Source organism: Mycobacterium sp. NGS69, from assembly GCF_059812165.1.
This window is the reverse complement of record NZ_JCALCD010000001.1, coordinates 456,910-480,464: the sequence shown is the minus strand read 5'-3', so window position 1 is coordinate 480,464 and position 23,555 is coordinate 456,910. Positions and strand designations below refer to the sequence as shown.

Genomic DNA, 23,555 nt, shown 5'->3' with positions numbered 1-23,555 from the left:
TAGACATTGATTCATAATTTATGACATAGTCTCCTCACAACGTCAGGCAGTGCCGGAGTTCGGCACCGCGTTTCGCATCAGGAGGAACACCACATGTCGTTTGTCGTCACCGTGCCGGAGCTGCTGGAAGCGGCGGCCGGCCGGCTGCACGTTATCGGCTCCGCCGTCAGCGCGGCCAACGTGACCGCCGCGTTTCCGATCACCGGAGTCATCCCGGCCGCGGCCGACGAGGTCTCGGCGGCGACGGCGGCAGCGTTCTCCGGCTACGGCCAGGTCTACCAGGCGATCAGCGCCGAGGCGGCCCTGATCCACGACGAGTTCGTCCGGGCCCTCGGGATCGGCGCCAACTCGTATGCCGCCACCGAGGCGGCGAACGCGGCGCAGGCCGGGGGTGTCCGCGTGGCACATGTCGCGCCGCCCCGCATGGCACCGACCGCGCCCGCCCGCATGACGCACGTCGCGCCCCCTCGGCCCGCCCCCACGCCGCCTGCCACCCCCGCCTTCGGCGCTGCGCCCGCCGGTCGGGCGTCGTACGGCGGCGGCTACGGCGGCGCTCGGCCGGTGACGCATGGCGGGGGTTACGCCGGCGGCAACTATGGCGGCGGTCGCGTGGATCCCTACGCGCGATTCAGCTACGGCGGTCACGCGGCGCCGTACGCGGGCGGCTACGGCGCCCACGCTGCGCCCGCCGCACCCGCCCACCCGGCGCCCGCCCACCCCGCGCCAGCCGCGCCGGCCCACCCGGCGCCCACCCAGCACGCTCCGGCCGCGCCCGTCACGCCCGTCGGCCCGGCGACCGCGCCGGCGATGCCCGCTCAGCCGGTGACTGTTCAGCCCGCACCCAATTACCCGGGGACCATTCAGACCGAGCACTACGTTCCCGCCTACCCGTCACCCGCCGGCCCCACCCAGGCCTTGCCGGCGCGCGCCTAGCGACAACCACTCAAAGAAGGGATCTACCAATGGACTTCGCCGCGTTGCCTCCGGAGATCAACTCCGCGCTGATGTATGCGGGCCCCGGCTCGGCGCCCATGCTTGCCGCGTCGGCGGCCTGGGACGGCTTGGCCGCCGAGTTGCGTTCGGCCGCAACCAGTTACGGGTCGGTGATCTTGGAGCTCGCCGACGCCGGTTGGCAGGGCCCGTCATCGGTAGCAATGGCAAGCGCCGCCGCGCCGTACGTCGCGTGGATGCACAGTACCGCCGCGCGGGCCGAGCAGGCCGGTCTGCAGGCGGCCGCCGCGGCCGCCGCGCACGAAGCCGCGTTTGCCGCCACGGTGCCACCCCCGCTCGTCGCCGCCAACCGCGCCCTGCTGATGACCCTGGTCGCGACCAACTTCCTGGGCATCAACACCCCGGCGATCGCGGCTACCGAGGTGCAGTACGCCGAGATGTGGGCCCAAGACGCCGCCGCGATGTACGCCTACGCCACATCCTCGACGACGGCGTCCGCGCTGACCCCGCTGGCGACGGCACCGGTCACCACGAACCTGGTGGGCTTGGCCGGCGCCGCCATCGGAACCGCCGTCACCAATCTGGAAGGCGCGGAGCAGGGCCTGGGCACCCAGGCGGTTATGGGACTGTCGGCGATCCCGGCGGAGCTCAACGCGGCCGGGCCCTCGTTGATCAGTGGCTTCCAGTCCGGCATAGGCGAATTCGCGCAACTGATCGGCGCGCCCCTCGGCCAGGGCACGGGCGCGACGGGCGCGACGTCGACGGCGAACCCGGGCGTGATCGCGCCGATGGTCGCACCCGACCCGGCCGTGCGGCCGGCGTTCATGCCCGCGACGCCCACCGTGCCGCCGATGCGCGTGACGCCGGAGATGGGCATGCCCGCCCGGCTGGCGCCGTCGGCGGCGTTCGGTCAGGCCGCGTCGGTCGGGGGTGTGTCGGTGCCCTCGGGTTGGACGCCGGCATCGGTCCCGGCCGCTGAGGCAACCGCCGTCGCACCGATATCGGGCGCCCCCGCGGCGTCGCCGATGATGGCCCGGAGCATCCCCGCGACCACGGTCGCGGGCATGGAGATGCGTGCGTCCGGCGCCGCCGAGTTGCCGCGAGTGAGCGTGCTGCCGCGCGTGGTCGGATGACGGGAGGGAGGAAGCAGCTTCGGTGATCCATCGATGACCAATCAGCAACTACCACAACTTCTTTCGAAGGAGAAACGAATGACCGCACGATTCATGACCGACCCGCCCGCGATGCGGGACATGGCGGGCCGCTTCGCGGTCCACGCCCAGACCGTCGAGGACGAGGCCCGCAAGATGTGGGCGTCCTCGCAGAACATCGCCGGCGCGGGCTGGAGCGGCCAGGCCCAGGCGACCTCGCTCGACACCATGGGCCAGATGAATCAGGCCTTCCGCAACATCGTCACCCTGCTGCACGGGGTGCGCGACGGCCTGGTCCGCGACGCCAACAACTACGAGCAGCACGAGCGGGCCTCCCAGCAGGTCCTGAGCAGCTAGCCAACCGATCAGAACAGGAGACCATTCACATGACCATCAATTATCAATTCGGCGATGTCGACGCCCACGGCGCCACCATCCGCGCGCAGGCCGCCTCGCTGGAAGCCGAACACCAGGCCATCGTTCGCGATGTGCTTGCCGCCGGGGACTTTTGGGGCGGCGCCGGTTCGACGGCCTGCCAGCAGTTCGTCACCGAGCTGGGCCGCAATTTCCAGGTGATCTACGAGCATGCGAACGCCCACGGGCAGAGGGTGCAGACGGCCGGCAGCAACATGGCCAGCACCGACAGCACGGTCGGATCGAGCTGGGCCTAGGTGTTAGAGGCCGCCGCCCCCACCGCCTGCGCCGCCATCGGCAACGGCACCGCCTGCGGCATTAGCGCCGCCGCCGCCACCCCCGCCTCCAATGCTGGCCTGGCCGCCGGTTCCCGGGTTGGCGGTGGCGGCGGCGACGGAGCCGTCACCGGACACGCCGTCGTTCCCGGCGCCGCCGATCGTCTGGCCGGTGCCGCCGGCCCCGCCCGGGCCCCCGGCCGCGGTACCGAAGTTGACGACGGCGCTGCCGCCTTGGCCGCCTCCGGCGCCGGGGCTACCGGGGATCGCGGCGCCGCCCCCGCCCCCACCACCGGCACTGGCGACTCCGGAGGCGGAGTTGTTGTTGACGAAGCCGCCGGTACCCCCATCCCCGGCGGTAAAGAAGTTGCCTGCGGCGATGGCGCCGTCGGAGCCGGATTGGCCCGGGGCCAGTGCGATGCCGATGCCGGCCGCGCCGCCTCCGCCGCCCCCACCGCCAGGGCCTCCCGAAATGGCTTGGGCGCCGCCGCCGCCGAAACCGCCGTTGCCGGTGGCGTGTTGCGCGCCTACGGCGGCCGTGCCGAAACCGCCGTTGCCGCCGTTGCCGCCCCGGCCGGCGCTGCCGCCGGCGGTGCTGAGGCCGCCGGCCCCACCGCCGCCACCGCCGCCGCCGGCTGCGGAGGCGGCAACCGTCGCGACGACGGTGGCGTTGCCGCCGTTGCCGCCGTTCCCGCCGTTACCACCCGTGACGCCGGTGCCGCCGGCGCCGCCGTTGCCGCCGAGGCCGCCGCCGAACACCGAACTGCCGCTGCCGTTGAAGTTGCTGTCGCCGCCGTCGCCGCCGAGGCCGCCTTGGCCGCCGGTGCCGCCGACGCTGTTCCCGCCGTGGCCGCCGACGCCCCCACCGCCAGGGTCACCGAAAGGCACGGCACCCGCGCCGCCGCCCTTGCCGCCGGTGCCGCCGGTGCCGCCGTTGCCTGCCGCGCCCGCGGTCGCGCCGGTGCCGCCCGCGCCGGCGTCCCCACCGCCGCCGCCCGAGCCGCCGTTGCCGCCACCGGAGCCGGTGTCGGCGTGGCCGGTGCCGCCCTGGCCGCCCTGGCCGCCGTCGCCGCCCGCGCCACCACTGCCGGCATGGCCGAACAAGGGCGAGCCGGAACCGCCGGCACCGCCGGCGCCGCCGTGGCCGCCGGGGCCGCCGCCGGTGCCGTTGGCGGAGCTGGTGGGCGTGACACCGGCTCCGCCCATCCCGCCTGCCCCGCCGTTGCCGCCGCCACCGCCGTTGCCGTAAAACAGGCCGCCGTTGCCGCCCGCTCCGCCGGCCCCGCCGGCGCCGCCCGACCCGCCGTTGGTGCCGCCGCCGGACGTCGAACCCGCGGGACCGGTAATGCCGGTCCCGCCGGCCCCGCCCTGCCCGCCGTTGCCGAAGAACCAGGCGTTGCCGCCTTTCCCGCCGGGCTGCCCGGGCGCGCCTGACCCGCCGTCGCCGCCGGGGCCGAACAAGAGCCCGCCCGGGCCGCCGGGTTGCCCCGTCCCCGGCGCTCCGTTGGTGCCCTTGCCGATCAATGGAGTCCCTAGCAAGAGCTCGGTGGGCAAATTGATTACCGCCCGCACGTCTTGCCAGAGGGGCCAGAGCGCCTGCAAGGGCGAGGCGTTGGCGGCCTCGGTGGCCGCATACGCGCCCCCGGCGGCGTTCAATGCCTGCACCAACTGGTCTTGAAATGCCGCCGCCCGAGCGCCGAGGGCCTGAAAGGTCTGCCCGTGCCCGGAAAACAGGGACGCGATGGCCGCCGACACCTCATCTTCGGCGGCGGCCGCCAGCGCGGTTGTCGGGCCGGCAGCCGCCGCGTGCGCGGCGCCCAACGCCGAGCCGATGCCCGCCAGATCCGACGCGGCGAAGGCGACAACCTCGGGGACCGCCACCACATATGACATCGCTACCCCTTTCGATTGCTGACCCGAAGGTTGCAAAGCATATGCGAGCCGGACCCCGCCCGGGTGAATTCTGGCGAACTTTTCAGCGCCCGCAGTGCAGTGCGCCGAAGGACGCTTTCGTGACGCGTACAACGACTCTCGCGACGAGCACCGGCACCGAGAACCACGCGCAGTTAATCGTCGAGGCCGCGTCGGCCTAAGGCGTCACGAGAATCTTGCAGTGCCGCTCGGGGTCGGCCAGGTCGTCGAAGGCCTGGCCGACGCCGTCCAGCCCGACCTCCCCGGTGATCACCGGAGAGACGTCGATGTCGCCCTCGGCCAGCGCGCGCAGCGAGTCGCCGAACTCCTCCGGGGTGTAGGCGAGGACGAACTGCACGCTGATCTCCTTGGCGATCGCGAAGAAGGGATGCACGGTGTCGGGCTGCATGCACACCCCCGCGACGACCAGGCGGGTGCCAGGCCGGGCGCGGCGCAGCACATCGTCGATGATGCCCGGCACCCCGATCGCCTCGAACACGACCGCGGGCTTGGCGGAGTCGAACGGTGATCCCTGGGCCGCGTCGAGCGTCTGGTGGGCGCCCATCGCGGTGGCCAGCTCGCGTCGCTTCGGCGAGAAATCCGCTGCCGCAATCGTTTCGACCCCGCGCGCCCGAAGGGCCGCGATGATGGCGATGCCGATCGGGCCGCAACCGAGAACCAGGGCGGTCTCGCCCGGCGCGATGTTGGATTTGTTGACGGCGTGCAACCCCACCGCCATGGGTTCGGTCAACGCGGCATGCTTGAAGTCGAGGCCGTTGGGGATGGTCAACAGCAGTGGGGCCGAGAGCAGCATCCGTTCGGCGTAGCCGCCAATCGTGCTGTTGCTGTAGACGATCGGCTCGACCCCCTTGGAGGACAACAGGACCGGGAGCGAGGTGACCATGGTCCCCGGCGGATGGGTGTCCGTGTCGGGCCCGGCCTCGAGCACCTCGGCGCTGAACTCGTGACCCATGTAGACGTCGCTGTTCAGGTCGACGCCCATGCCCCCGGCGCCGGCGGCCACCTGCGCCGTCATCTCCATGACCTGGTCCCCGTGGGCGGCGAAATGCAAGTCGGAGCCGCAGATTCCGCACGCGCGCACGCCGACCAGCACCTGACCCGGCCCGGGCACCGGCTCGGGCACGTCGTCGCGGTAAACCATCCGTCCGTCTCGTAACACCGCAGCGCGCATCAGCTTTCCACGCCTTTCTGCTCGTCGACATGCTCGGTGATGGCCTTGACGATGGCATCACCGGCGCGCCCGATCAATTGGTCGCGCATGCCCCTGGCCCAGTCGTGCGACGACCGCGACGCTTCGAGTTGCCCCTTGAAATGGGGAATCACCTTGCGCGCCATCAGGTCATAGCAGTGGTACGTCGCTTCCGGGGAGGCCCAGTCGTGGCCGAGCATCAGCAACGTCCCGAAACCGCCCGACCGTTCGAGCAGGTCTTCGATATGCGCGATCGCGTCGTCCGGCGTGCCGATGCAGCAATTGCCCTTGGCCGCATAGTCCGCGACGAACTCGTACGGCGTCTGGGCCTCGCCGTCGACCTCGTTGGACAGCGGCACGAAGCCCGCCGCGCCGAAGTAGTTGGCGAAATCCTGCAGCCCGTACGTGCAATCCTCGATGGCCTGCTCGCGGCTGTCGGCGATGTGCATGATGCTCAAGACGCGCCAGGAAGCCCGGTCCGGCTCGTCGCGGCCGACCTTCGCGGCTTGCTCGCGCACCACCTCCCAGGTGTTCTCCAGCGCCGCGTAGCCGCCCGGCACCGACATCGACAGCGACAGCAGCGACGTGCCCAGCGCACCGGCCAGCCGCGGGCCGGACGGCGAAATCATTGCCGCCGTGGAGATCTCCGGGTAGGGCCACGTGTAGGGGCGGATGTGCAACTGCGCGTCGCGCAGCGTGAACCAGTCGGCGTGACGGTCGACCCGTTCGGACGGGCCCGCGCGGAACAGCGCCAGGATCGCCTCGAGGGATTCCTGCATCATGTGTCGCTGGTCGACCGGGTCGATGCCCATCATGTACGCGTCCGACGGCAACGCGCCGGGTCCGGTGCCGAACATCACCCTGCCGCGGGTCAGGTGGTCCAGCAGCACCCAGCGGTCGGCCACCATCAGCGGATGGTGATAGGGCAGCGAAACCACCCCGGTGCCGAGCCGGATGTGCTTGGTCCGCTCCGCCGCGGCCGCGATGAACACCTCCGGGCAGGCGATCAGCTCGTAGCCACCGGAGTGGTGCTCGCCGAACCAGGCTTCGTCGAACCCGAGGCGGTCCAGCGCGACGACGCGCTCCATGTCGTATTCCAGTGCGACCGTGGGGGATTGGCCGACGGGATGAAAAGGCGTGATGAAGACGCCGAACCGCAGCGGGACACCCATTACCATTTCACTCCTTTGAGGAATTCGAGCAGTGCCGCATTGACCTCGTCGGGCCGTTCCTGCTGCAGCCAGTGTCCGGCCCCGTCGATCATCGCCTCGCGGTAGGGGCCGGAGATCACCTCCGAAACGCGGTCGCGGCTGGTGAAGGACAGCACCGGATCGCCGGTTCCGGCGATAAAGATGCACGGCACGTCGATCTTCGCGCCGTCGAGTTCGGCGGTGGTCTCCCAGTTGCGGTCGAAATTGCGGTACCAGTTCAGGCCGCCGGTGAATCCCGTACGGGAGAACTCGGCGATGTAGTGGTCGAGTTCTTCCTGACTGATCCAGTCCGGCAGCCCGTCCGGTTCGGGAAGCCGATCGATGAAGCCCTCGGGCCCGGGGGCGGCCATCCGCAGCAGCGCGTCCGCGCCGCCGGAACCGTTCAGGCCGCCCATCATCCGTCGCATGGTTCGGGCAGGATCGCCGCCGAGTTCGGCGTCGGCGACGCCGGGCTCCTGGAAATAGAGGATGTAGAAGAAGTTCTCGCCGAACAGCTTGCGCCACGCCCGCGTCGGCGCCACGTGCGAGCGGGGCAGCGCCGGCACGCTGAGCGCGGCGACCGCCGCGACCCGGTCCGGGTGCAGCAGCGGCGCGTGCCACGCGACGGGCGCACCCCAGTCGTGCCCGATCCACACGGCGCGCTCTGCGCCGACGTCGTCGAGCAACCCGACCAGGTCGGCGGTCAACTCGTGAATGTTGTACGCCTCGATCGCATCCGGGCGGGATGAGCCGCCGTAGCCGCGCTGGTCGGGCGCCAGCACGTGATAGCCGGCCTCGGCGAGGACCGGTATCTGGTGTCGCCACGAATAGGCCAGCTCGGGAAAGCCGTGGGCCAGGATCACCACGGGCGCGCCGCGATCTCCCGCCTCGGTCACCCGCAATTGCACGCCGTTTGTGTCTACTAACCGCTGGGTTGACGAAAGCACCGTTTCACCAAATCACAAGGACCCCGGGCTGAGAAGGGCGTCTTTATCGCCCGCGTCGCCCCGCCCCATAATTTGGGCATGCGATTGGACCACGTGGTTCTCTGGACGAGCGACGCACGGGCGGCGATGGATTTCTACACGAGAGTGGTCGGGCTGGCGCCGGTGCGCTTCGCGGAGTTCGAGGCCGGCGAGGCGCCGTTCCCGAGCGTGCGGGTGTGCGACGACTCCATCATCGATCTGATGCCGCTTGAGATGGCTTCGGCCGCGGCGTCGTCCGCGGTGGCCGAGGGAAGCGCCGGCCGACCCGTCAACCACGTCTGCCTCGCGCTGTCGAAGGCCGAGTACGACGCGCTGGATGCGCGCCTGCATGAAGAAGGCGTGGACACCAGCGCGCGGCTGACCCACAGCTTCGGGGCCCGAGGGTGGTCACCGCAGACGTACTACTTCGCCGACCCCGACGGCAATGTGGTCGAGGCCCGCTACTACGAGTGAGGGGCGCATCGCTCGGCGATTGTGTGGTTTGCCACGTCGGGAACCAGACCGGGAACCGCCGCTCGTTATCCCGTGAGGATGGTGCGGCCCCGGCTCTGCCGGGGCTTGCGATCGACACTAGCCATATGGTGCCGACCCGCTGCGCCCCGGCTCGCCGGGGCTGGCGATCGACACTAGCGGTAGCCTGGACTTTTGCAGCTTCGTGTATCGGGGAAGGACCTGGCCGACGAGGCCGATGATTGATGAACCGGAAAAACGTGATTCGCACCCTCACGGCGGTCGCCGTTGTGGTGCTGCTGGGTTGGTCGTTTTTTTACTTCAGTGACGACACCCGCGGTTACAAGCCCGTCGACACCTCGGTGGCGATGTCCCAGATTAGCGGCGACAACGTCAAGAGCGCGCAGATCGACGACCGCGAGCAGCAGCTGCGGCTGACCCTGAAGAAGGGCAACAAGGACACCGACAACTCCGACAAGGTCATCACCAAGTACCCCAGCGGATACGCGGTCGACCTGTTCAACGCGCTCAACACGAAGAACGCGAAGGTCAGCACCGTCGTGAACGAGGGCAGCATCCTGGGCGAGTTGCTCGTCTACGTGCTGCCGCTGCTGTTGCTGGTGGGCCTGTTCGTGATGTTCTCCCGCATGCAGGGGGGCGCCCGGATGGGCTTCGGGTTCGGCAAGTCCCGGGCGAAGATGCTCAACAAGGACATGCCCAAGACCACATTCGCCGACGTGGCGGGCGTCGACGAGGCGGTCGAGGAGCTCTACGAGATCAAGGACTTCCTGCAGAACCCCAGCAGGTATCAGGCGCTGGGCGCCAAGATCCCCAAGGGCGTGCTGCTTTACGGCCCTCCGGGTACCGGCAAGACGCTGCTGGCGCGCGCCGTCGCCGGCGAGGCCGGGGTGCCGTTCTTCACGATCTCGGGTTCCGACTTCGTGGAGATGTTCGTCGGTGTCGGCGCCTCGCGGGTGCGCGACCTGTTCGAGCAGGCCAAGCAGAACAGCCCGTGCATCATCTTCGTCGACGAGATCGACGCGGTGGGCCGCCAGCGGGGCGCCGGGCTGGGCGGCGGCCACGACGAGCGTGAGCAGACGCTCAACCAGTTGCTGGTCGAGATGGACGGCTTCGGTGATCGCGCCGGCGTCATCCTGATCGCGGCCACCAACCGCCCCGACATCCTCGACCCGGCGCTGTTGCGGCCCGGGCGATTCGACCGCCAGATCCCGGTCTCCAACCCGGACCTGGCGGGTCGCCGCGCCGTCTTGAGGGTGCACTCCAAGGGCAAGCCGATCGCGCCGGACGCGGACCTGGACGGGCTGGCCAAGCGGACCGTCGGGATGACGGGCGCCGACCTGGCCAACGTCGTCAACGAGGCCGCGCTGCTGACCGCCCGCGAAAACGGCACCGTCATCACCGGCCCCGCGCTGGAAGAGGCGGTGGATCGGGTGATTGGCGGCCCGCGCCGTAAGGGCCGGATCATCAGCGAGCAGGAGAAGAAGATCACCGCCTACCACGAGGGCGGGCACACGCTGGCGGCCTGGGCGATGCCGGACATCGACCCGGTCTACAAAGTCACGATCCTGGCCCGCGGGCGCACCGGCGGGCACGCGGTGGCGGTGCCCGAGGAGGACAAGGGCCTGCGGACGCGCTCGGAGATGATCGCCCAGCTGGTGTTCGCGATGGGCGGGCGTGCCGCCGAGGAACTGGTGTTCCGCGAGCCCACCACGGGCGCGGTGTCCGACATCGAGCAGGCCACCAAGATCGCGCGCTCGATGGTCACCGAATTCGGGATGAGCTCCAAGCTGGGCGCGGTCAAGTACGGCACCGAGCACGGCGACCCGTTCCTGGGCCGCACCATGGGCACGCAGGCGGACTACTCGCACGAGGTCGCGCGCGACATCGACGACGAGGTGCGCAAGCTGATCGAGGCCGCGCACACCGAGGCCTGGGAGATCCTCACCGAATACCGTGACGTGCTCGACACGCTGGCCGGCGAGCTGCTGGAGAAGGAAACCCTGCACCGGCCCGAGCTGGAGGGAATCTTCTCCGGCGTCGAAAAGCGGCCGCGGCTCACCATGTTCGACGACTTCGGCGGCCGCATCCCGTCGGACAAGCCGCCGATCAAGACGCCCGGCGAGCTGGCCATCGAGCGCGGTGAGCCGTGGCCGCCACCGGTCGAGGAGCCGGCCTTCAAGGCGGCGATCGCCGCGGCCAGCCAGGCCGCCGAGGCGGCCCGCGCGGAGGCCGACAGAAACGCGAACGGCCCCAACGGTTTTCATGGCGGCCGGCCCGGCGGCGATCGGGAGCCCGCTCCCCACGGCCCGACCCAGCCGGACTACGGCGCCCCGGCCGGCTGGCATGCGCCGGGGTGGCCGCCGCCCCAACAGCAGCAACACCAGCCGAACTACTGGTATCCGCCCGCGCAGCCCCCGCAGCAGCCGTATTGGCCGCAGCCGGTGCCGAGCTATCCGGGCCAGTCGGGGCCGCCCGCGTACCCGCCCTATCCGCCGTATCCGCCCTATCCGCCGCCCGGCCAGGCCCACCCGGATGCCGGAAAGTCACCCGAGAAAGAGGATGACGACGTGAGCCGGTCCAACCCGCCGGCACACGGCTGACGAAACGGAGGACTCGATGGCTCTCGCGGATCTGGGGCCCGATTTGGGGCCGGACACCCGCCAGGCTTCTCCGCGCATCAGGGCGTTCGACCAGCAACGCGCCGAGGCCGCGGTCCGCGAGCTGCTGTATGCGATCGGGGAAGACCCCGACCGAAACGGCTTGCAGGACACCCCGGCCCGCGTCGCGCGCGCATATCGGGAGATGTTCGCGGGGCTCTACACCGATCCCGACTCGGTGCTGAACACCATGTTCGACGAGGACCACGACGAGATGGTGATCGTCAAGGAAATCCCGCTGTACTCGACCTGCGAGCATCACCTCGTCTCGTTCCACGGGGTGGCCCACGTCGGCTACATCCCGGGCAAGGACGGCAGGGTGACCGGCCTGTCCAAGATCGCCCGTCTGGTCGACCTGTACGCCAAGCGGCCCCAGGTTCAGGAGCGGCTCACCAGCCAGATCGCCGACGCCCTCGTGAACAAGCTCGATCCGCGCGGGGTGATCGTCGTCGTCGAGGCCGAGCACCTGTGCATGGCGATGCGCGGGGTCCGCAAGCCCGGCGCCGTCACCACGACCTCGGCGGTGCGTGGCATGTTCAAGACCAGTCCCGCCTCCCGGGCCGAAGCGCTCGATCTCATCCTGCGCAAGTGAGTCCGGCGCCCGTGCAGGTGATGGGAGTCCTCAACGTCACCGACGATTCGTTCTCTGACGGCGGGCGCTATCTCGATGCCGACGACGCCGTCGCCCATGGCCTGGCGATGGCCGCCGAGGGCGCGGGCATCGTCGACGTCGGAGGGGAGTCGACCCGTCCGGGCGCCGTTCGCGTCGATCCCCGGGTCGAGGCATCGCGCGTGGTTCCCGTCGTCAAAGAACTCGCCGCGCAAGGCATTACCGTCAGCATCGACACCATGCACGCCGACGTCGCGCGGGCGGCGCTGCAGAGCGGGGCGCGGATCGTCAACGACGTGTCGGGTGGTCGAGCCGACCGCGCGATGGCCCCGCTGCTCGCCGAGGCCGGTGTGCCGTGGGTGTTGATGCACTGGCGGCCCGTGTCGCCCGAGCGGCCGCATGAGGCCCCGCGGTATCGCGACGTGGTGGCCGAGGTGCGCGCCGAGCTGCTTGCCAACGTCGACGACGCGGTGGCCGCGGGGGTGGATCCCGACAAGCTGGTGATCGACCCGGGGCTGGGATTCGCCAAGACGGGACAACACAATTGGGCGTTGCTGCACGCGCTGCCGCAGCTCGTCGCCACCGGAATCCCGGTGCTATTGGGCGCCTCGCGCAAGCGGTTCCTCGGCACGTTGCTCGCCGGGCCCGACGGGTCGCCGCGACCGCCCGACGGGCGCGAGACGGCGACGGCGGTGATTTCAGCGCTGGCCGCCCTGCACGGGGCCTGGGGCGTTCGGGTGCACGACGTGCGCGCCTCCGTCGATGCCCTCAAGGTCGTCGAGGCATGGGCCCAGAATGGCTGATCGAATCGAGTTGCGCGGCTTGGCCGTTCGCGGCCGTCACGGGGTCTTCGAACACGAGCGCGCGTCCGGGCAGGATTTCGTCGTCGACATTACCGTGTGGATCGACCTGGCCGACGCCGCCGCGAGCGACGACCTGGCCGACACGTACGACTACGGCGCGCTGGCCCAGCTGGCCGCCGACGTGGTCTCGGGGCCGGCGCGCAAGCTGATCGAAACGGTCGGCGCCGAGATCGCCGACCGGGTGATGCACGACGGGCGCGTGCACGCCGTCGAGGTGGTGGTGCACAAGCCGCAGGCCCCCATCCCGCAGCAGTTCGCCGACGTGGCCGTCGTGGTGCGGCGGTCGCGGCGCGGCGGCCGCGGTTCGGTGATCCCGGCCGGCGGGGCGGTATGAGTCGCGTCGTGCTGTCCGTCGGCTCCAACCTGGGGGACCGGTTGGCCCGGCTGCAGTCGGTCGTCGACGCGCTCGGGGAAGAAGTGGTCGCGGTGTCTCCCGTCTACGAGACGGACCCCTGGGGCCGGGTGGATCAGGCCCCGTTTCTCAACGCGGTGCTGATCGCCGACGACCCGGCGTGCGACGGGCAGGCGTGGCTGAGCCGGGCGCAGGAGTTCGAGCGGGCGGCGGGTCGGGTCCGCGGCGAGCGCTGGGGCCCGCGCTCCCTCGACGTCGACCTGGTCGCCTGTTACGGCGAAGGCGAAATGGAAGTGATCACCCGCGAGCCCAACCTGACGCTGCCGCACCCGCTGGCCCACCTGCGGGCGTTCGTGATGGTGCCGTGGCTGGCCATCGAGCCGGACGCCCGGCTGACGGTCGCCGAAGGGCGGCGTCCCGTCGCCCAGCTGCTGGCCGAACTGGACCCGGCCGACCGGGCCGGCGTTCGGCTGTCCAACCTGACGCTCACGCTCGCCAAGAAATCGGAAACCTGATGGGCCCGACCCGCAAGCGTGACCTGACGGCCGCGGTGGTCGGCGCTGCGGTGTTGGGCTATCTGCTGGTGGTCTCGCTGTATCGCTGGTTTCCGCCCATCACGATGTGGACCGGCGTCTCGCTGCTGGTGGTCGCCGTCGCCGAGGCGCTGTGGGCGCGCTACGTGCGGGTCAAGATCGGCGACGGCGAGATCGGTGACGGGCCGGGCTGGCTGCATCCGCTGGCGGTGGCGCGCAGCGTGATGGTGGCCAAGGCGTCGGCGTGGGTGGGCGCGCTGGTCCTGGGCTGGTGGGTCGGGGTGCTGGTCTACTTGCTGCCGCGGCGGTCCTGGCTGCGCGCGGCCGAGGAGGACACCACCGGCGCGTTGGTGGCCGCCATCAGCGCGCTCGCGTTGGTCGTCGCCGCGCTGTGGCTGCAGCATTGCTGCAAGTCCCCGCAGGATCCGACCGAGCACGGCGAGGGCGCGGAAACTTAGCGCACCCGGCGACCCGGCGGTCAACCCGGGTGGGAATCGCCGGAGCCGCGCGACACGCGGAGTGACCTCGCGCAGGTACTCTCAGGCCATGACCGTTCTGTCCCGCGGCGCCCGGGTTCGGCGCGGCGGCCGCAGGCCGGGGTGGGTGCTCTTGACGGCGTTGCTGGTCCTCGCGATGGGGGCCAGTTCCGCACTGGTTTTCACCAACCGGGTGGAACTCCTCAAGCTCGCTGTAATCCTGGCGCTGTGGGCCGCAGTCGCCGGCGCCTTCGTTTCGGTGCTCTACCGCCGCCAAAGCGACGCGGACCAGTCCCGCGTCCGCGACCTGAAGCTGGTCTACGACCTGCAGCTGGACCGGGAGATCTCGGCCCGTCGCGAATACGAGCTGACGGTGGAGTCGCAGCTGCGGCGCGAGCTGGCATCCGAGCTGCGCGCCCAGGCCGAGGACGACCTGGCCGCGCTGCGCGCGGAACTGAGCGCGTTGCGGACCAGCCTCGAGATCCTGTTCGACACCGACCTGCAGCAGCGCCCGGCGCTCGAGACGCACGAGACCGAGGCGCCACGCGGGCGGGCGTACAGCGAGTGGGAACGCAACGGCGAGAGCAACCCGGACTGGGTGTCCAGCGATCGCGTCGCGTCGGTCGCCCGGGACAACCCGCCCGGCCAGGCGGACGGCCGCGCCGACGAAGCCGCGATCATCGACGTGCCCGAGGAACCGTTGCTGCCGCCCCGGCAGCCGCCGCCCCCGCGCGAGCGGTTCCAGTACGACGCGCGCCAAGAGGCGCGATACGTGGTCTCCCAAGAGCCGCCGTACATGACGCCCCCGCCCGCGCCGGAGGCGCGCTACGAGCAGCGTCAGCCGCCGCCGCCACCGTCGCAACCGGAACCGCAGCCGCAGATGCAGGACTGGCGGCCCGCCGCCGCGGAAGGGCAGTGGTTGCCCCCGGGCGCGCCCGGCAGCAACTGGGCCGGCGGCGACGCGGCCGGCGCCCCGGGCGGAGAGTCGCCGGGCGGGCGGCGCGCCCGTCACTACGGCGCCGAGGAACCCCTGGACGGCTCGCCCTTCGAGCACCCGCAGCCACCGCCATACGGCGAACCCGGCCGTCGGGCGCGGTCGCGCCACTCGGCGGAATATCGCGACTACGGCGTGCGCAACTATCCCCCGCAAGCGGGCGGTACCCCCACGCCGACGAACGAGCCCACGCCCCCGCCCGCCCCGGCCGCCGCGCCGCCGCCACCCCCGCAACCGGGCCCGCCGCCCCCCGGCGCGGCGCCGCCGCCACCGCAGATGGCTCCGCCGCCGCACGCCGAGGTCGCGCCCCGGCATCGTGGCACCGACCCCCTGCCGCGGGGCGCCGATGGTTCCGACGACAGCCCGCCCAGCGGGGGCCAGTCGGTGGCCGAACTGCTGGCGCGGCTGCAGGTCGAGCCCTCCGGCGGCGGTCGCCGCCGCCGGCGCGACGGCTGAGCTGGGAGCTTCCTCACACCGGCTTTCGTTGGGCTCGGCCCGATGGATCGATTAAAGTCTTAGGGACCGTCCGGTACCCGCGCATGGGACTGGAACGAACCAAGAAAGCTATGAGGTCGTCTGCGATGGAGCAGTTCGACGGACTGCGCCCGGCGCGGCTCAAGGTGGGCATCGTCTCCGCCGGCCGGGTGGGCTCCGCGCTCGGTGTCGCGCTGGAGCGCGCCGACCACGTCGTCGTGGCCTGCAGCGCCGTCTCGCACGCGTCGCGCGAGCGGGCGCACCACCGGTTGCCCGATACGCCGGTGGCGTCGCCGCCCGACGTGGCCGCCAACGCCGAGCTGCTGCTGTTGGCCGTTCCCGACAGCGAACTGGCCGGCCTGGTGTCCGGGCTGGCCGCCACCTCCGCCGTGCGCCCCGGCACGATCGTCGCGCACACCTCCGGCGCCAACGGGGTCGGCATCCTCGCGCCGCTGAGCCACGACGGCTGCATCCCGCTGGCGATCCACCCCGCGATGACGTTCACCGGCTCCGACGAGGACATCAGCCGGCTGCCTGACACCTGTTTCGGGATCACCGCGGTCGACGAGGTCGGGTACGCCATCGCGCAGTCGCTGGTGCTCGAGATGGGCGGCGAGCCGTTCTGCGTCCCCGAGGACGCCCGCGTCCTCTACCACGCCGCGCTGGCGCACGCGAGCAACCACCTCGTGACGGTGCTCGCCGACGCGGTCGAGGCGTTGCGGGCCGCGCTGCGCGGCAACGAACTGCTCGGGCAACAGACGGTCGACGACCAGCCGGGCGGCCTCGCCGAACGCATCGTCGGGCCGCTGGCCCGCGCGGCGCTGGAGAACACCCTGCGGCGCGGGCAGGCCGCCCTCACCGGGCCGGTCGCCCGCGGCGACGCCGCCGCCGTCGCCGAGCACCTGGCCGCGCTGGCCGAGTTCGACCCGGACCTGGCCCAGGCGTACCGGGTCAACGCCTTGCGGACCGCCCAGCGCGCGCACGCCCCCGCCGACGTCCTGGAGGTGCTCGCGCGATGACTCCCACCTTCAAACCCGGCGAACTCAACGTCTACTCGGCGCCGCGCGACGTCACCGACGTCAGCCGCGCGCTGCGCCACACCGGCCGGCGCGTGATGCTGGTGCCCACCATGGGTGCCCTGCACGACGGGCACCTCGCCCTGGTGCGGGCCGCCAAGCGGGTCCCCGGCTCGGTGGTCGTTGTCTCGATCTTCGTCAACCCGCTGCAATTCGGGGCCGGGGAAGACCTCGACGCCTACCCCCGGACCCTCGACGAGGACCTGGCGCTGCTGCGCGGCGAGGACGTCGAGATCGTGTTCGCGCCCACCGCCGCGGCGATGTATCCCGACGGCCTGCGCACCACCGTGCACCCCGGCGCGCTGGCCGGCGAGCTCGAGGGCGGCGCGCGGCCGACCCATTTCTCCGGCGTGCTGACCGTGGTGTGCAAGCTCCTGCAGATCGTGCGCCCCGATCGGATCTTCTTCGGCGAGAAGGACTACCAGCAATTGGTCCTGATCCGTCAGATGGTCACCGACCTCAATATCGACGTGGCCGTCGTCGGCGTCCCCACCGTGCGCGAATTCGACGGCCTGGCGATGTCGTCGCGCAACCGCTACCTGGACGCGGCGCAACGCGAACTGGCCGGCACGCTTTCGGCGGCACTGACCGCGGCGGCGCACGCCGCGCCCGCCGGCGCGCAGGCCGCATTGGACGCCGCCAACGCCGTGCTGGACGCCGTGCCCGCGATCAGCGTCGACTACCTCGAGCTGCGCAACGCGGACCTGGACCCGCTGCGGGCCGGGGCGCCTGGCCGGCTGCTGATCGCGGCCCGGCTGGGCACTACCCGGCTGCTGGACAACATCGCCATCGAAGTAGGAACACCACCGCCGGCACCCACGGGGCCGGACGCTCATCGGGACGCCCTCGAATCACATTGGAGGAATTGATGTTACGGACGATGCTGAAGTCGAAGATCCACCGCGCCACCGTGACGCAGGCCGACCTGCATTACGTCGGCTCGGTGACCATTGACGCCGACCTGATGGACGCCGCGGACCTGCTCGAGGGCGAGCAGGTGACCATCGTGGACATCGACAACGGCGCCCGTTTGGTCACCTACGCCATCACCGGCGAACGCGGCAGCGGTGTGATCGGAATCAACGGCGCCGCAGCGCATTTGATTCACCCCGGCGACCTGGTGATCCTGATCGCGTACGGGACGATGGAAGACGCGGAGGCGCGCGCCTACCGGCCGCGGATCGTGTTCGTCGACGCCGACAACAAGCCGATCGACCTCGGCCACGACCCGGCGTTCGTGCCCGACGGCGTCGACGAATTGCTCGATCCCCGGATCGGCGCGAGGTAGCCGTGCTGCTGGCCATCGACGTCCGCAACACGCACACCGTCGTCGGACTGCTATCCGGATCCAAGGAGCACGCAAAGGTCGTGCAGCAGTGGCGGATTCGCACCGAATCCGAGGTAACCGCGGACGAACTCGCCCTGACCATCGACGGCCTGATCGGTGACGACTCCGAGCGCCTCACCGGCGCCGCCGCGCTGTCGACCGTCCCGTCGGTGCTGCACGAGGTGCGGGTCATGCTCGACCAGTACTGGCCGTCGGTGCCCAGCGTGCTCATCGAGCCCGGGGTGCGCACCGGGATACCGCTGCTGGTCGACAATCCGAAAGAGGTGGGCGCCGACCGGATCGTCAACTGCCTGGCGGCCTTCCATAAATACCGCAAGGCGGCCGTCGTCGTCGATTTCGGCTCCTCGATCTGCGTGGACGTGGTGTCGGCCAAGGGCGAGTTCCTCGGCGGTGCCATCGCCCCGGGTGTGCAGGTTTCCTCCGATGCCGCCGCCGCCCGCTCCGCGGCGCTGCGCCGCGTCGAGCTGACCCGGCCCCGATCGGTGGTCGGCAAGAACACCGTCGAATGCATGCAGGCCGGCGCGGTGTTCGGATTCGCCGGTCTGGTCGACGGTTTGGTGCAACGCATCCGCGAGAACGTGGACGGGTTCGCCGGCGATGACGTCGCCGTCGTAGCGACCGGCCATACCGCGCCGTTGCTGCTGCCCGAACTGCACACCGTCAACCACTACGACCAGCACCTGACGTTGCACGGCCTGCAGCTGGTCTTCGAACGCAACCGCGACGCCGAACGCGGCCGGCTGAAGACGGCCCGCTAAGTCGCCGTCGGCGCGGCCCGACGCCCCGTCCTTTAAGCTGGCACGTCGTGAGTGACGCCGCCCCCGACCTTCCCGAGCAGTTCCGGATCCGCCGGGACAAGCGCGCTCGCCTGCTGGCCGAGGGATCCGACCCCTACCCCGTCGCCATCGAGCGCACCCACACCCTGGCCGAGGTCCGCGCCGCCCACCCCGACCTGCCCACCGACACCGCCACCGACGACATCGTCGGCGTCGCGGGCCGGGTCATCTTCGCGCGCAACTCCGGAAAACTGTGCTTTGCGACACTCCAGGACGGCGACGGCACCACCCTGCAGGTGATGGTCAGCCTCGACAAGGTCGGGCGGGAGTCGCTCGACGCGTGGAAGGCCGACGTCGACCTCGGCGACATCGTCTACGTGCACGGCAACGTGATCAGCTCACGGCGCGGCGAATTGTCCGTGCTGGCCGACTCGTGGCGGATGGCGGCCAAGTCGCTGCGGCCGCTGCCGGTCGCGCACAAGGAGATGAGCGAGGAGTCGCGGGTCCGGCAGCGCTACGTCGACCTGATCGTTCGTCCCCAGGCCCGCACGGTGGCCCGGCAGCGAATTACCGTGATCCGGGCGATCCGCAACGCGCTGGAACGGCGCGGCTTTCTCGAAGTCGAAACCCCTATCTTGCAGACGCTGGCCGGGGGCGCCGCGGCCCGGCCGTTCATCACACATTCCAATGCGCTCGACATCGATCTCTACCTGCGGATCGCGCCGGAACTGTTCCTCAAGCGCTGCATCGTCGGCGGATTCGACAAGGTCTTCGAGTTAAATCGCGTGTTCCGAAACGAAGGGGCCGATTCGACGCATTCTCCAGAATTTTCGATGTTGGAGACCTACCAGACCTACGGCACCTATGACGATTCAGCGATCGTCACGCGTGAGCTTATTCAAGAGGTGGCCGACGAGGCGATCGGAACCCGAGAACTCCCGTTCCCGGACGGCAGCGTGTACGACATAGACGGAGAATGGGCGTCAATACAAATGTACCCGTCCCTGTCGGCGGCGCTCGGTGAGGAGATCACACCCGACACGACGGTCGATCGCCTGCGGGCCATCATCCGGCAGCTCGGCTCCAAAATGCCAGAGATCCCCGACAACCGCGGCTACGGACACGGGAAACTCGTCGAGGAACTGTGGGAGCACACGGTGGGCAATTCCCTGACCGCACCCACCTTCGTCAAGGATTTCCCCGTGGATACAACACCTTTGACGCGGCAGCACCGCAGCATTCCCGGCGTGACCGAGAAGTGGGACCTCTACGTTCGCGGGGTCGAACTGGCCACCGGGTACTCCGAATTGAACGACCCCGTCGTTCAGCGCGAACGGTTCGCCGCGCAGGTCCGCGCCGCGGCCGCCGGCGACGACGAGGCCATGGCGCTCGACGAAGATTTTCTCGCCGCGCTCGAGTATGGGATGCCGCCGTGCACCGGAACCGGAATGGGTATCGATCGGTTGTTGATGTCTTTGACCGGCCTGTCAATTAGAGAGACAGTTTTGTTTCCGATTGTTCGGCCGCACTCCAGTTGACTTACCCGTTGCCCCTGGATTGAGTATTCTGCGTTGTTATGGCAGATTGGTGACTTGGGGAGTGAATCCAAACTGCTCAGCAACTGCTCAGGACGAAACGCGAGGGTAAGCTAATGGCGAAAAAAGTGACCGTCACCTTGGTCGATGATTTCGACGGTGCGGGCGCGGCCGACGAAACGGTTGAATTCGGGCTTGACGGGGTGACGTACGAGATTGACCTTTCGTCCAAGAATGCTGCGAAACTGCGCAACGATTTGAAGCAGTGGGTCGCGGCGGGCCGCCGCGTCGGCGGTCGGCGGCGCGGGCGTTCCGGCTCCGGACGTGGCCGCGGCGCCATCGACCGCGAGCAAAGCGCCGCCATCCGGGAATGGGCCCGCCGCAACGGGCACAACGTGTCGACGCGCGGCCGCATCCCGGCGGACGTCATCGACGCATTCCACGCAGCCACCTAAGCGAAGCGCTTACCGGCGCCCGGGTCCGTACGGCCCGGGCGCCGGTCGTTTTCGATTTCGCTGGCGGCGGAACGCTCGCCGCCCCGCGCGGGAAACGCTTTCGCGTTTTTCCTCGTTTACCTGTTACGGCTGCGCGCCAACGGCGGTATGCGGCCGGGACGGCCAGCAACCGCAACGTTAGGAACCGCGGCGGGCCGACCATTACAGTGGAGAGCAGGTACGCGGTTCCGGCCCCTAGGGGCCGGCAATTGGCCATCAAGAGGTCTGTACCGATGGCAAGGGAGAGCAGGTAAGCACCGATGTTCGAAAGATTTACCGACCGTGCCCGCAGGGTCGTCGTCCTGGCGCAAGAAGAGGCCCGGATGCTCAACCACAACTACATCGGCACCGAGCACATCTTGTTGGGTTTGATTCACGAGGGCGAGGGCGTCGCGGCGAAGTCGCTGGAGTCGCTGGGCATCTCGCTCGAGGGCGTTCGCAGCCAGGTCGAGGAGATCATCGGCCAGGGCCAGCAGGCGCCGTCGGGGCACATCCCGTTCACCCCGCGGGCCAAGAAGGTTCTCGAGCTGAGCCTGCGCGAGGCGCTGCAGCTGGGCCACAACTACATCGGCACCGAGCACATCCTGCTCGGCCTCATCCGCGAGGGTGAGGGCGTGGCCGCCCAGGTGCTGGTCAAGCTGGGCGCGGAGCTGACCCGGGTGCGCCAGCAGGTGATCCAGCTGCTGAGCGGTTACCAGGGCAAGGAAGCCGCGGAGGCCGGCACCGGCGGCCGCGGCGGCGAGTCCGGCAGCCCGTCCACGTCGCTGGTGCTCGACCAATTCGGCCGCAACCTGACGGCCGCCGCGATGGAAGGCAAGCTGGACCCGGTCATCGGCCGCGAGAAGGAAATCGAGCGGGTGATGCAGGTGCTGAGCCGGCGCACCAAGAACAACCCGGTGCTGATCGGCGAGCCCGGCGTTGGCAAGACGGCCGTCGTCGAGGGCCTGGCGCAGGCCATCGTGCACGGGCAGGTGCCAGAGACGCTGAAGGACAAGCAGCTCTACACGCTCGACCTGGGTTCGCTGGTGGCGGGCTCGAGGTACCGCGGTGACTTCGAGGAGCGGCTGAAGAAGGTGCTCAAGGAGATCAACACCCGCGGCGACATCATCCTGTTCATCGACGAGCTGCACACTCTGGTGGGTGCCGGCGCCGCCGAGGGCGCGATCGACGCGGCGAGCATCCTCAAGCCCAAGCTGGCCCGCGGCGAGCTGCAGACCATCGGCGCTACCACGCTCGACGAGTACCGCAAGTACATCGAGAAGGACGCCGCCCTGGAGCGCCGCTTCCAGCCCGTGCAGGTGGGTGAGCCGACGGTGGCCCACACCATCGAGATCCTCAAGGGATTGCGGGACCGGTACGAGGCCCACCACCGGGTGTCGATCAGCGACAGCGCGATCGTGGCCGCGGCCACCCTGGCCGACCGCTACATCAACGATCGGTTCCTGCCGGACAAGGCCATCGACCTGATCGACGAGGCCGGCGCCCGGATGCGGATCCGCCGGATGACCGCGCCGCCAGACCTGCGCGAGTTCGACGAGAAAATTGCCGACGCCCGCCGCGAGAAGGAATCGGCGATCGACGCCCAGGACTTCGAGAAGGCCGCGAGCCTGCGGGACCGGGAGAAGCAACTGGTCGCCCAGCGGGCCGAGCGCGAAAAGCAGTGGCGCTCAGGCGACATGGACGTTGTCGCCGAGGTGGACGACAACGAGATCGCCGAGGTGCTGGGAAACTGGACCGGCATCCCGGTGTTCAAGCTCACCGAGGCCGAAACCACCCGGCTGCTGCGCATGGAGGACGAGCTGCACAAGCGGATCATCGGCCAGGTCGATGCCGTCAAGGCCGTCTCCAAGGCGATCCGCCGCACCCGCGCCGGGCTGAAGGACCCCAAGCGGCCCTCGGGCTCGTTCATCTTCGCCGGCCCATCCGGTGTCGGTAAGACCGAGCTGTCCAAGGCGCTGGCCAACTTCCTGTTCGGCGACGACGACGCGCTCATCCAGATCGACATGGGCGAGTTCCACGACCGCTTCACCGCGTCGCGGCTGTTCGGTGCCCCGCCGGGATACGTCGGCTACGAGGAGGGCGGCCAGCTCACCGAGAAGGTGCGCCGCAAGCCGTTTTCCGTGGTGCTGTTCGACGAGATCGAAAAGGCGCACCAGGAGATCTACAACAGCCTGTTGCAGGTCCTCGAGGACGGCCGGCTCACCGACGGCCAGGGGCGCACGGTGGACTTCAAGAACACCGTGCTGATCTTCACGTCCAACCTCGGCACCTCCGACATCTCCAAGCCGGTGGGCCTGGGCTTCACCCAGGGCGGCGGCGACAACAACTACGAGCGGATGAAGCAGAAGGTCAACGACGAGCTGAAGAAGCACTTCCGCCCTGAGTTCCTCAACCGCATCGACGACATCATCGTCTTCCACCAGCTGACGCGCGACGAGATCATCCAGATGGTCGACCTGATGATCGAACGGGTCGGCAAGCAGCTCAAGGCCAAAGACATGTCGATGGAGCTGACCGACAAGGCCAAGGCTCTGCTGGCCAAGCGTGGCTTCGACCCGGTGCTGGGCGCCCGTCCGTTGCGGCGCACCATCCAGCGCGAGATCGAGGACCAGCTCTCCGAGAAGATCCTTTTCGAGGAGGTCGGCCCCGGGCAGCTCGTCACCGTCGACGTGGACAACTGGGACGGGGAAGGCGCCGGCGAGGAGGCGGTGTTCACGTTCACCGGAACTCGCAAGCCGCCGGTCGAGCCTGATCTGGCCAAGGCCGGAGCGCACAGCGCACCCGAAACGCAGTAGCGATTGCAGCGAA

At 69.9% G+C, this 23,555-nt stretch carries 23 protein-coding genes; 19 read left to right on the top strand and 4 right to left on the bottom strand.

All coding sequences use genetic code 11. The annotated features are described in order from the left end of the window. Window positions 1-93 precede the first annotated feature (93 nt). The 4 genes from AC5Y2S_RS02505 to AC5Y2S_RS02490 all read left to right on the top strand — a co-directional run bounded on the left by AC5Y2S_RS02505 (window position 94) and on the right by AC5Y2S_RS02490 (window position 2,773). The gene (locus tag AC5Y2S_RS02505) at window positions 94-933 is read left to right on the top strand and encodes a PE family protein (protein WP_499953584.1); all 840 of its coding nucleotides are present in this window, start codon (window positions 94-96) and stop codon (window positions 931-933) included. 29 nt (window positions 934-962) lie between these two features. Beyond that, window positions 963-2,084 carry a PPE family protein gene (locus AC5Y2S_RS02500; protein ID WP_499953582.1) on the top strand — a complete coding sequence of 374 codons (1,122 nt, stop codon included), beginning with the start codon at window positions 963-965 and terminating at the stop codon, window positions 2,082-2,084. Between the two features lie 78 nt (window positions 2,085-2,162). Next, window positions 2,163-2,459 (top strand): WXG100 family type VII secretion target, encoded by a 297-nt coding sequence (locus AC5Y2S_RS02495; protein ID WP_499953580.1) that lies wholly within the window; start codon window positions 2,163-2,165, stop codon window positions 2,457-2,459. A 29-nt stretch (window positions 2,460-2,488) separates the two neighbouring features. Next, on the top strand, window positions 2,489-2,773 hold the full coding sequence (locus tag AC5Y2S_RS02490; RefSeq protein WP_499953578.1) for a WXG100 family type VII secretion target: 285 nt from the start codon (window positions 2,489-2,491) through the stop codon (window positions 2,771-2,773). Window positions 2,774-2,776: 3 nt separating this feature from the next. On the opposite strand, the gene AC5Y2S_RS02485 is transcribed toward AC5Y2S_RS02490, so the two are convergent. The 4 genes from AC5Y2S_RS02485 to AC5Y2S_RS02470 form a co-directional block, all read right to left on the bottom strand. Beyond that, the gene (locus tag AC5Y2S_RS02485; protein ID WP_499953577.1) at window positions 2,777-4,684 is read right to left on the bottom strand and encodes a PE family protein; all 1,908 of its coding nucleotides are present in this window, start codon (window positions 4,682-4,684) and stop codon (window positions 2,777-2,779) included. Between the two features lie 196 nt (window positions 4,685-4,880). After that, entirely contained in the window at window positions 4,881-5,894 is a 1,014-nt protein-coding gene (locus AC5Y2S_RS02480; RefSeq protein ID WP_499953576.1) for a zinc-binding dehydrogenase, read from the bottom strand. After that, window positions 5,894-7,084 (bottom strand): LLM class flavin-dependent oxidoreductase, encoded by a 1,191-nt coding sequence (locus AC5Y2S_RS02475; RefSeq protein ID WP_499953575.1) that lies wholly within the window; start codon window positions 7,082-7,084, stop codon window positions 5,894-5,896. The genes AC5Y2S_RS02480 and AC5Y2S_RS02475 overlap by 1 nt, the downstream gene beginning before the upstream one ends. Continuing rightward, on the bottom strand, window positions 7,084-8,049 hold the full coding sequence (locus AC5Y2S_RS02470; protein WP_499953573.1) for an alpha/beta fold hydrolase: 966 nt from the start codon (window positions 8,047-8,049) through the stop codon (window positions 7,084-7,086). Before AC5Y2S_RS02470 ends, AC5Y2S_RS02475 begins: the two co-directional genes overlap by 1 nt. Window positions 8,050-8,127: 78 nt before the next feature. On the opposite strand from AC5Y2S_RS02470, the gene AC5Y2S_RS02465 reads away from it, so the two are divergent. The 15 genes from AC5Y2S_RS02465 to clpC1 all read left to right on the top strand — a co-directional run bounded on the left by AC5Y2S_RS02465 (window position 8,128) and on the right by clpC1 (window position 23,542). Further along, entirely contained in the window at window positions 8,128-8,541 is a 414-nt protein-coding gene (locus AC5Y2S_RS02465) for a VOC family protein (protein WP_499953571.1), read from the top strand. Window positions 8,542-8,783: 242 nt separating this feature from the next. Continuing rightward, on the top strand, window positions 8,784-11,159 hold the full coding sequence (gene ftsH, locus AC5Y2S_RS02460; RefSeq protein WP_499953570.1) for an ATP-dependent zinc metalloprotease FtsH: 2,376 nt from the start codon (window positions 8,784-8,786) through the stop codon (window positions 11,157-11,159). A 16-nt stretch (window positions 11,160-11,175) separates the two neighbouring features. Then, window positions 11,176-11,808: a GTP cyclohydrolase I FolE gene (folE, locus tag AC5Y2S_RS02455; RefSeq protein WP_499953568.1), complete on the top strand. Its 633-nt coding sequence runs from the start codon at window positions 11,176-11,178 to the stop codon at window positions 11,806-11,808. After that, window positions 11,805-12,629 carry a dihydropteroate synthase gene (folP, locus tag AC5Y2S_RS02450; protein WP_499953566.1) on the top strand — a complete coding sequence of 275 codons (825 nt, stop codon included), beginning with the start codon at window positions 11,805-11,807 and terminating at the stop codon, window positions 12,627-12,629. The genes folE and folP overlap by 4 nt, the downstream gene beginning before the upstream one ends. After that, window positions 12,622-13,023: a dihydroneopterin aldolase gene (gene folB / locus AC5Y2S_RS02445; RefSeq protein ID WP_499953564.1), complete on the top strand. Its 402-nt coding sequence runs from the start codon at window positions 12,622-12,624 to the stop codon at window positions 13,021-13,023. Before folP ends, folB begins: the two co-directional genes overlap by 8 nt. Beyond that, the gene (gene folK / locus AC5Y2S_RS02440) at window positions 13,020-13,556 is read left to right on the top strand and encodes a 2-amino-4-hydroxy-6-hydroxymethyldihydropteridine diphosphokinase (RefSeq protein ID WP_499953563.1); all 537 of its coding nucleotides are present in this window, start codon (window positions 13,020-13,022) and stop codon (window positions 13,554-13,556) included. The genes folB and folK overlap by 4 nt, the downstream gene beginning before the upstream one ends. Further along, window positions 13,556-14,032, top strand: a complete 477-nt coding sequence (locus tag AC5Y2S_RS02435; RefSeq protein ID WP_499903865.1) for a DUF3180 domain-containing protein — start codon at window positions 13,556-13,558, stop codon at window positions 14,030-14,032. Before folK ends, AC5Y2S_RS02435 begins: the two co-directional genes overlap by 1 nt. An 88-nt stretch (window positions 14,033-14,120) precedes the next feature. Continuing rightward, on the top strand, window positions 14,121-15,500 hold the full coding sequence (locus AC5Y2S_RS02430) for a DUF6779 domain-containing protein (RefSeq protein ID WP_499953561.1): 1,380 nt from the start codon (window positions 14,121-14,123) through the stop codon (window positions 15,498-15,500). Window positions 15,501-15,625: 125 nt separating this feature from the next. After that, window positions 15,626-16,537, top strand: coding sequence for a Rossmann-like and DUF2520 domain-containing protein (locus AC5Y2S_RS02425; protein WP_499953560.1), 912 nt, complete (start codon window positions 15,626-15,628; stop codon window positions 16,535-16,537). Further along, window positions 16,534-17,463, top strand: coding sequence for a pantoate--beta-alanine ligase (panC, locus tag AC5Y2S_RS02420; RefSeq protein ID WP_499953559.1), 930 nt, complete (start codon window positions 16,534-16,536; stop codon window positions 17,461-17,463). Before AC5Y2S_RS02425 ends, panC begins: the two co-directional genes overlap by 4 nt. Further along, the gene (gene panD / locus AC5Y2S_RS02415) at window positions 17,463-17,882 is read left to right on the top strand and encodes an aspartate 1-decarboxylase (protein WP_499953557.1); all 420 of its coding nucleotides are present in this window, start codon (window positions 17,463-17,465) and stop codon (window positions 17,880-17,882) included. The genes panC and panD overlap by 1 nt, the downstream gene beginning before the upstream one ends. 2 nt (window positions 17,883-17,884) lie before the next feature. Further along, window positions 17,885-18,700 (top strand): type III pantothenate kinase, encoded by an 816-nt coding sequence (locus AC5Y2S_RS02410; protein ID WP_499903860.1) that lies wholly within the window; start codon window positions 17,885-17,887, stop codon window positions 18,698-18,700. A 47-nt stretch (window positions 18,701-18,747) separates the two neighbouring features. Next, window positions 18,748-20,256 (top strand): lysine--tRNA ligase, encoded by a 1,509-nt coding sequence (gene lysS / locus AC5Y2S_RS02405; RefSeq protein WP_499953556.1) that lies wholly within the window; start codon window positions 18,748-18,750, stop codon window positions 20,254-20,256. A gap of 113 nt (window positions 20,257-20,369) precedes the next feature. After that, the gene (lsr2, locus tag AC5Y2S_RS02400) at window positions 20,370-20,708 is read left to right on the top strand and encodes a histone-like nucleoid-structuring protein Lsr2 (RefSeq protein ID WP_036363110.1); all 339 of its coding nucleotides are present in this window, start codon (window positions 20,370-20,372) and stop codon (window positions 20,706-20,708) included. A 299-nt stretch (window positions 20,709-21,007) separates the two neighbouring features. Beyond that, window positions 21,008-23,542, top strand: coding sequence for an ATP-dependent protease ATP-binding subunit ClpC (clpC1, locus tag AC5Y2S_RS02395; RefSeq protein ID WP_499881554.1), 2,535 nt, complete (start codon window positions 21,008-21,010; stop codon window positions 23,540-23,542). Window positions 23,543-23,555: the final 13 nt, after the last annotated feature.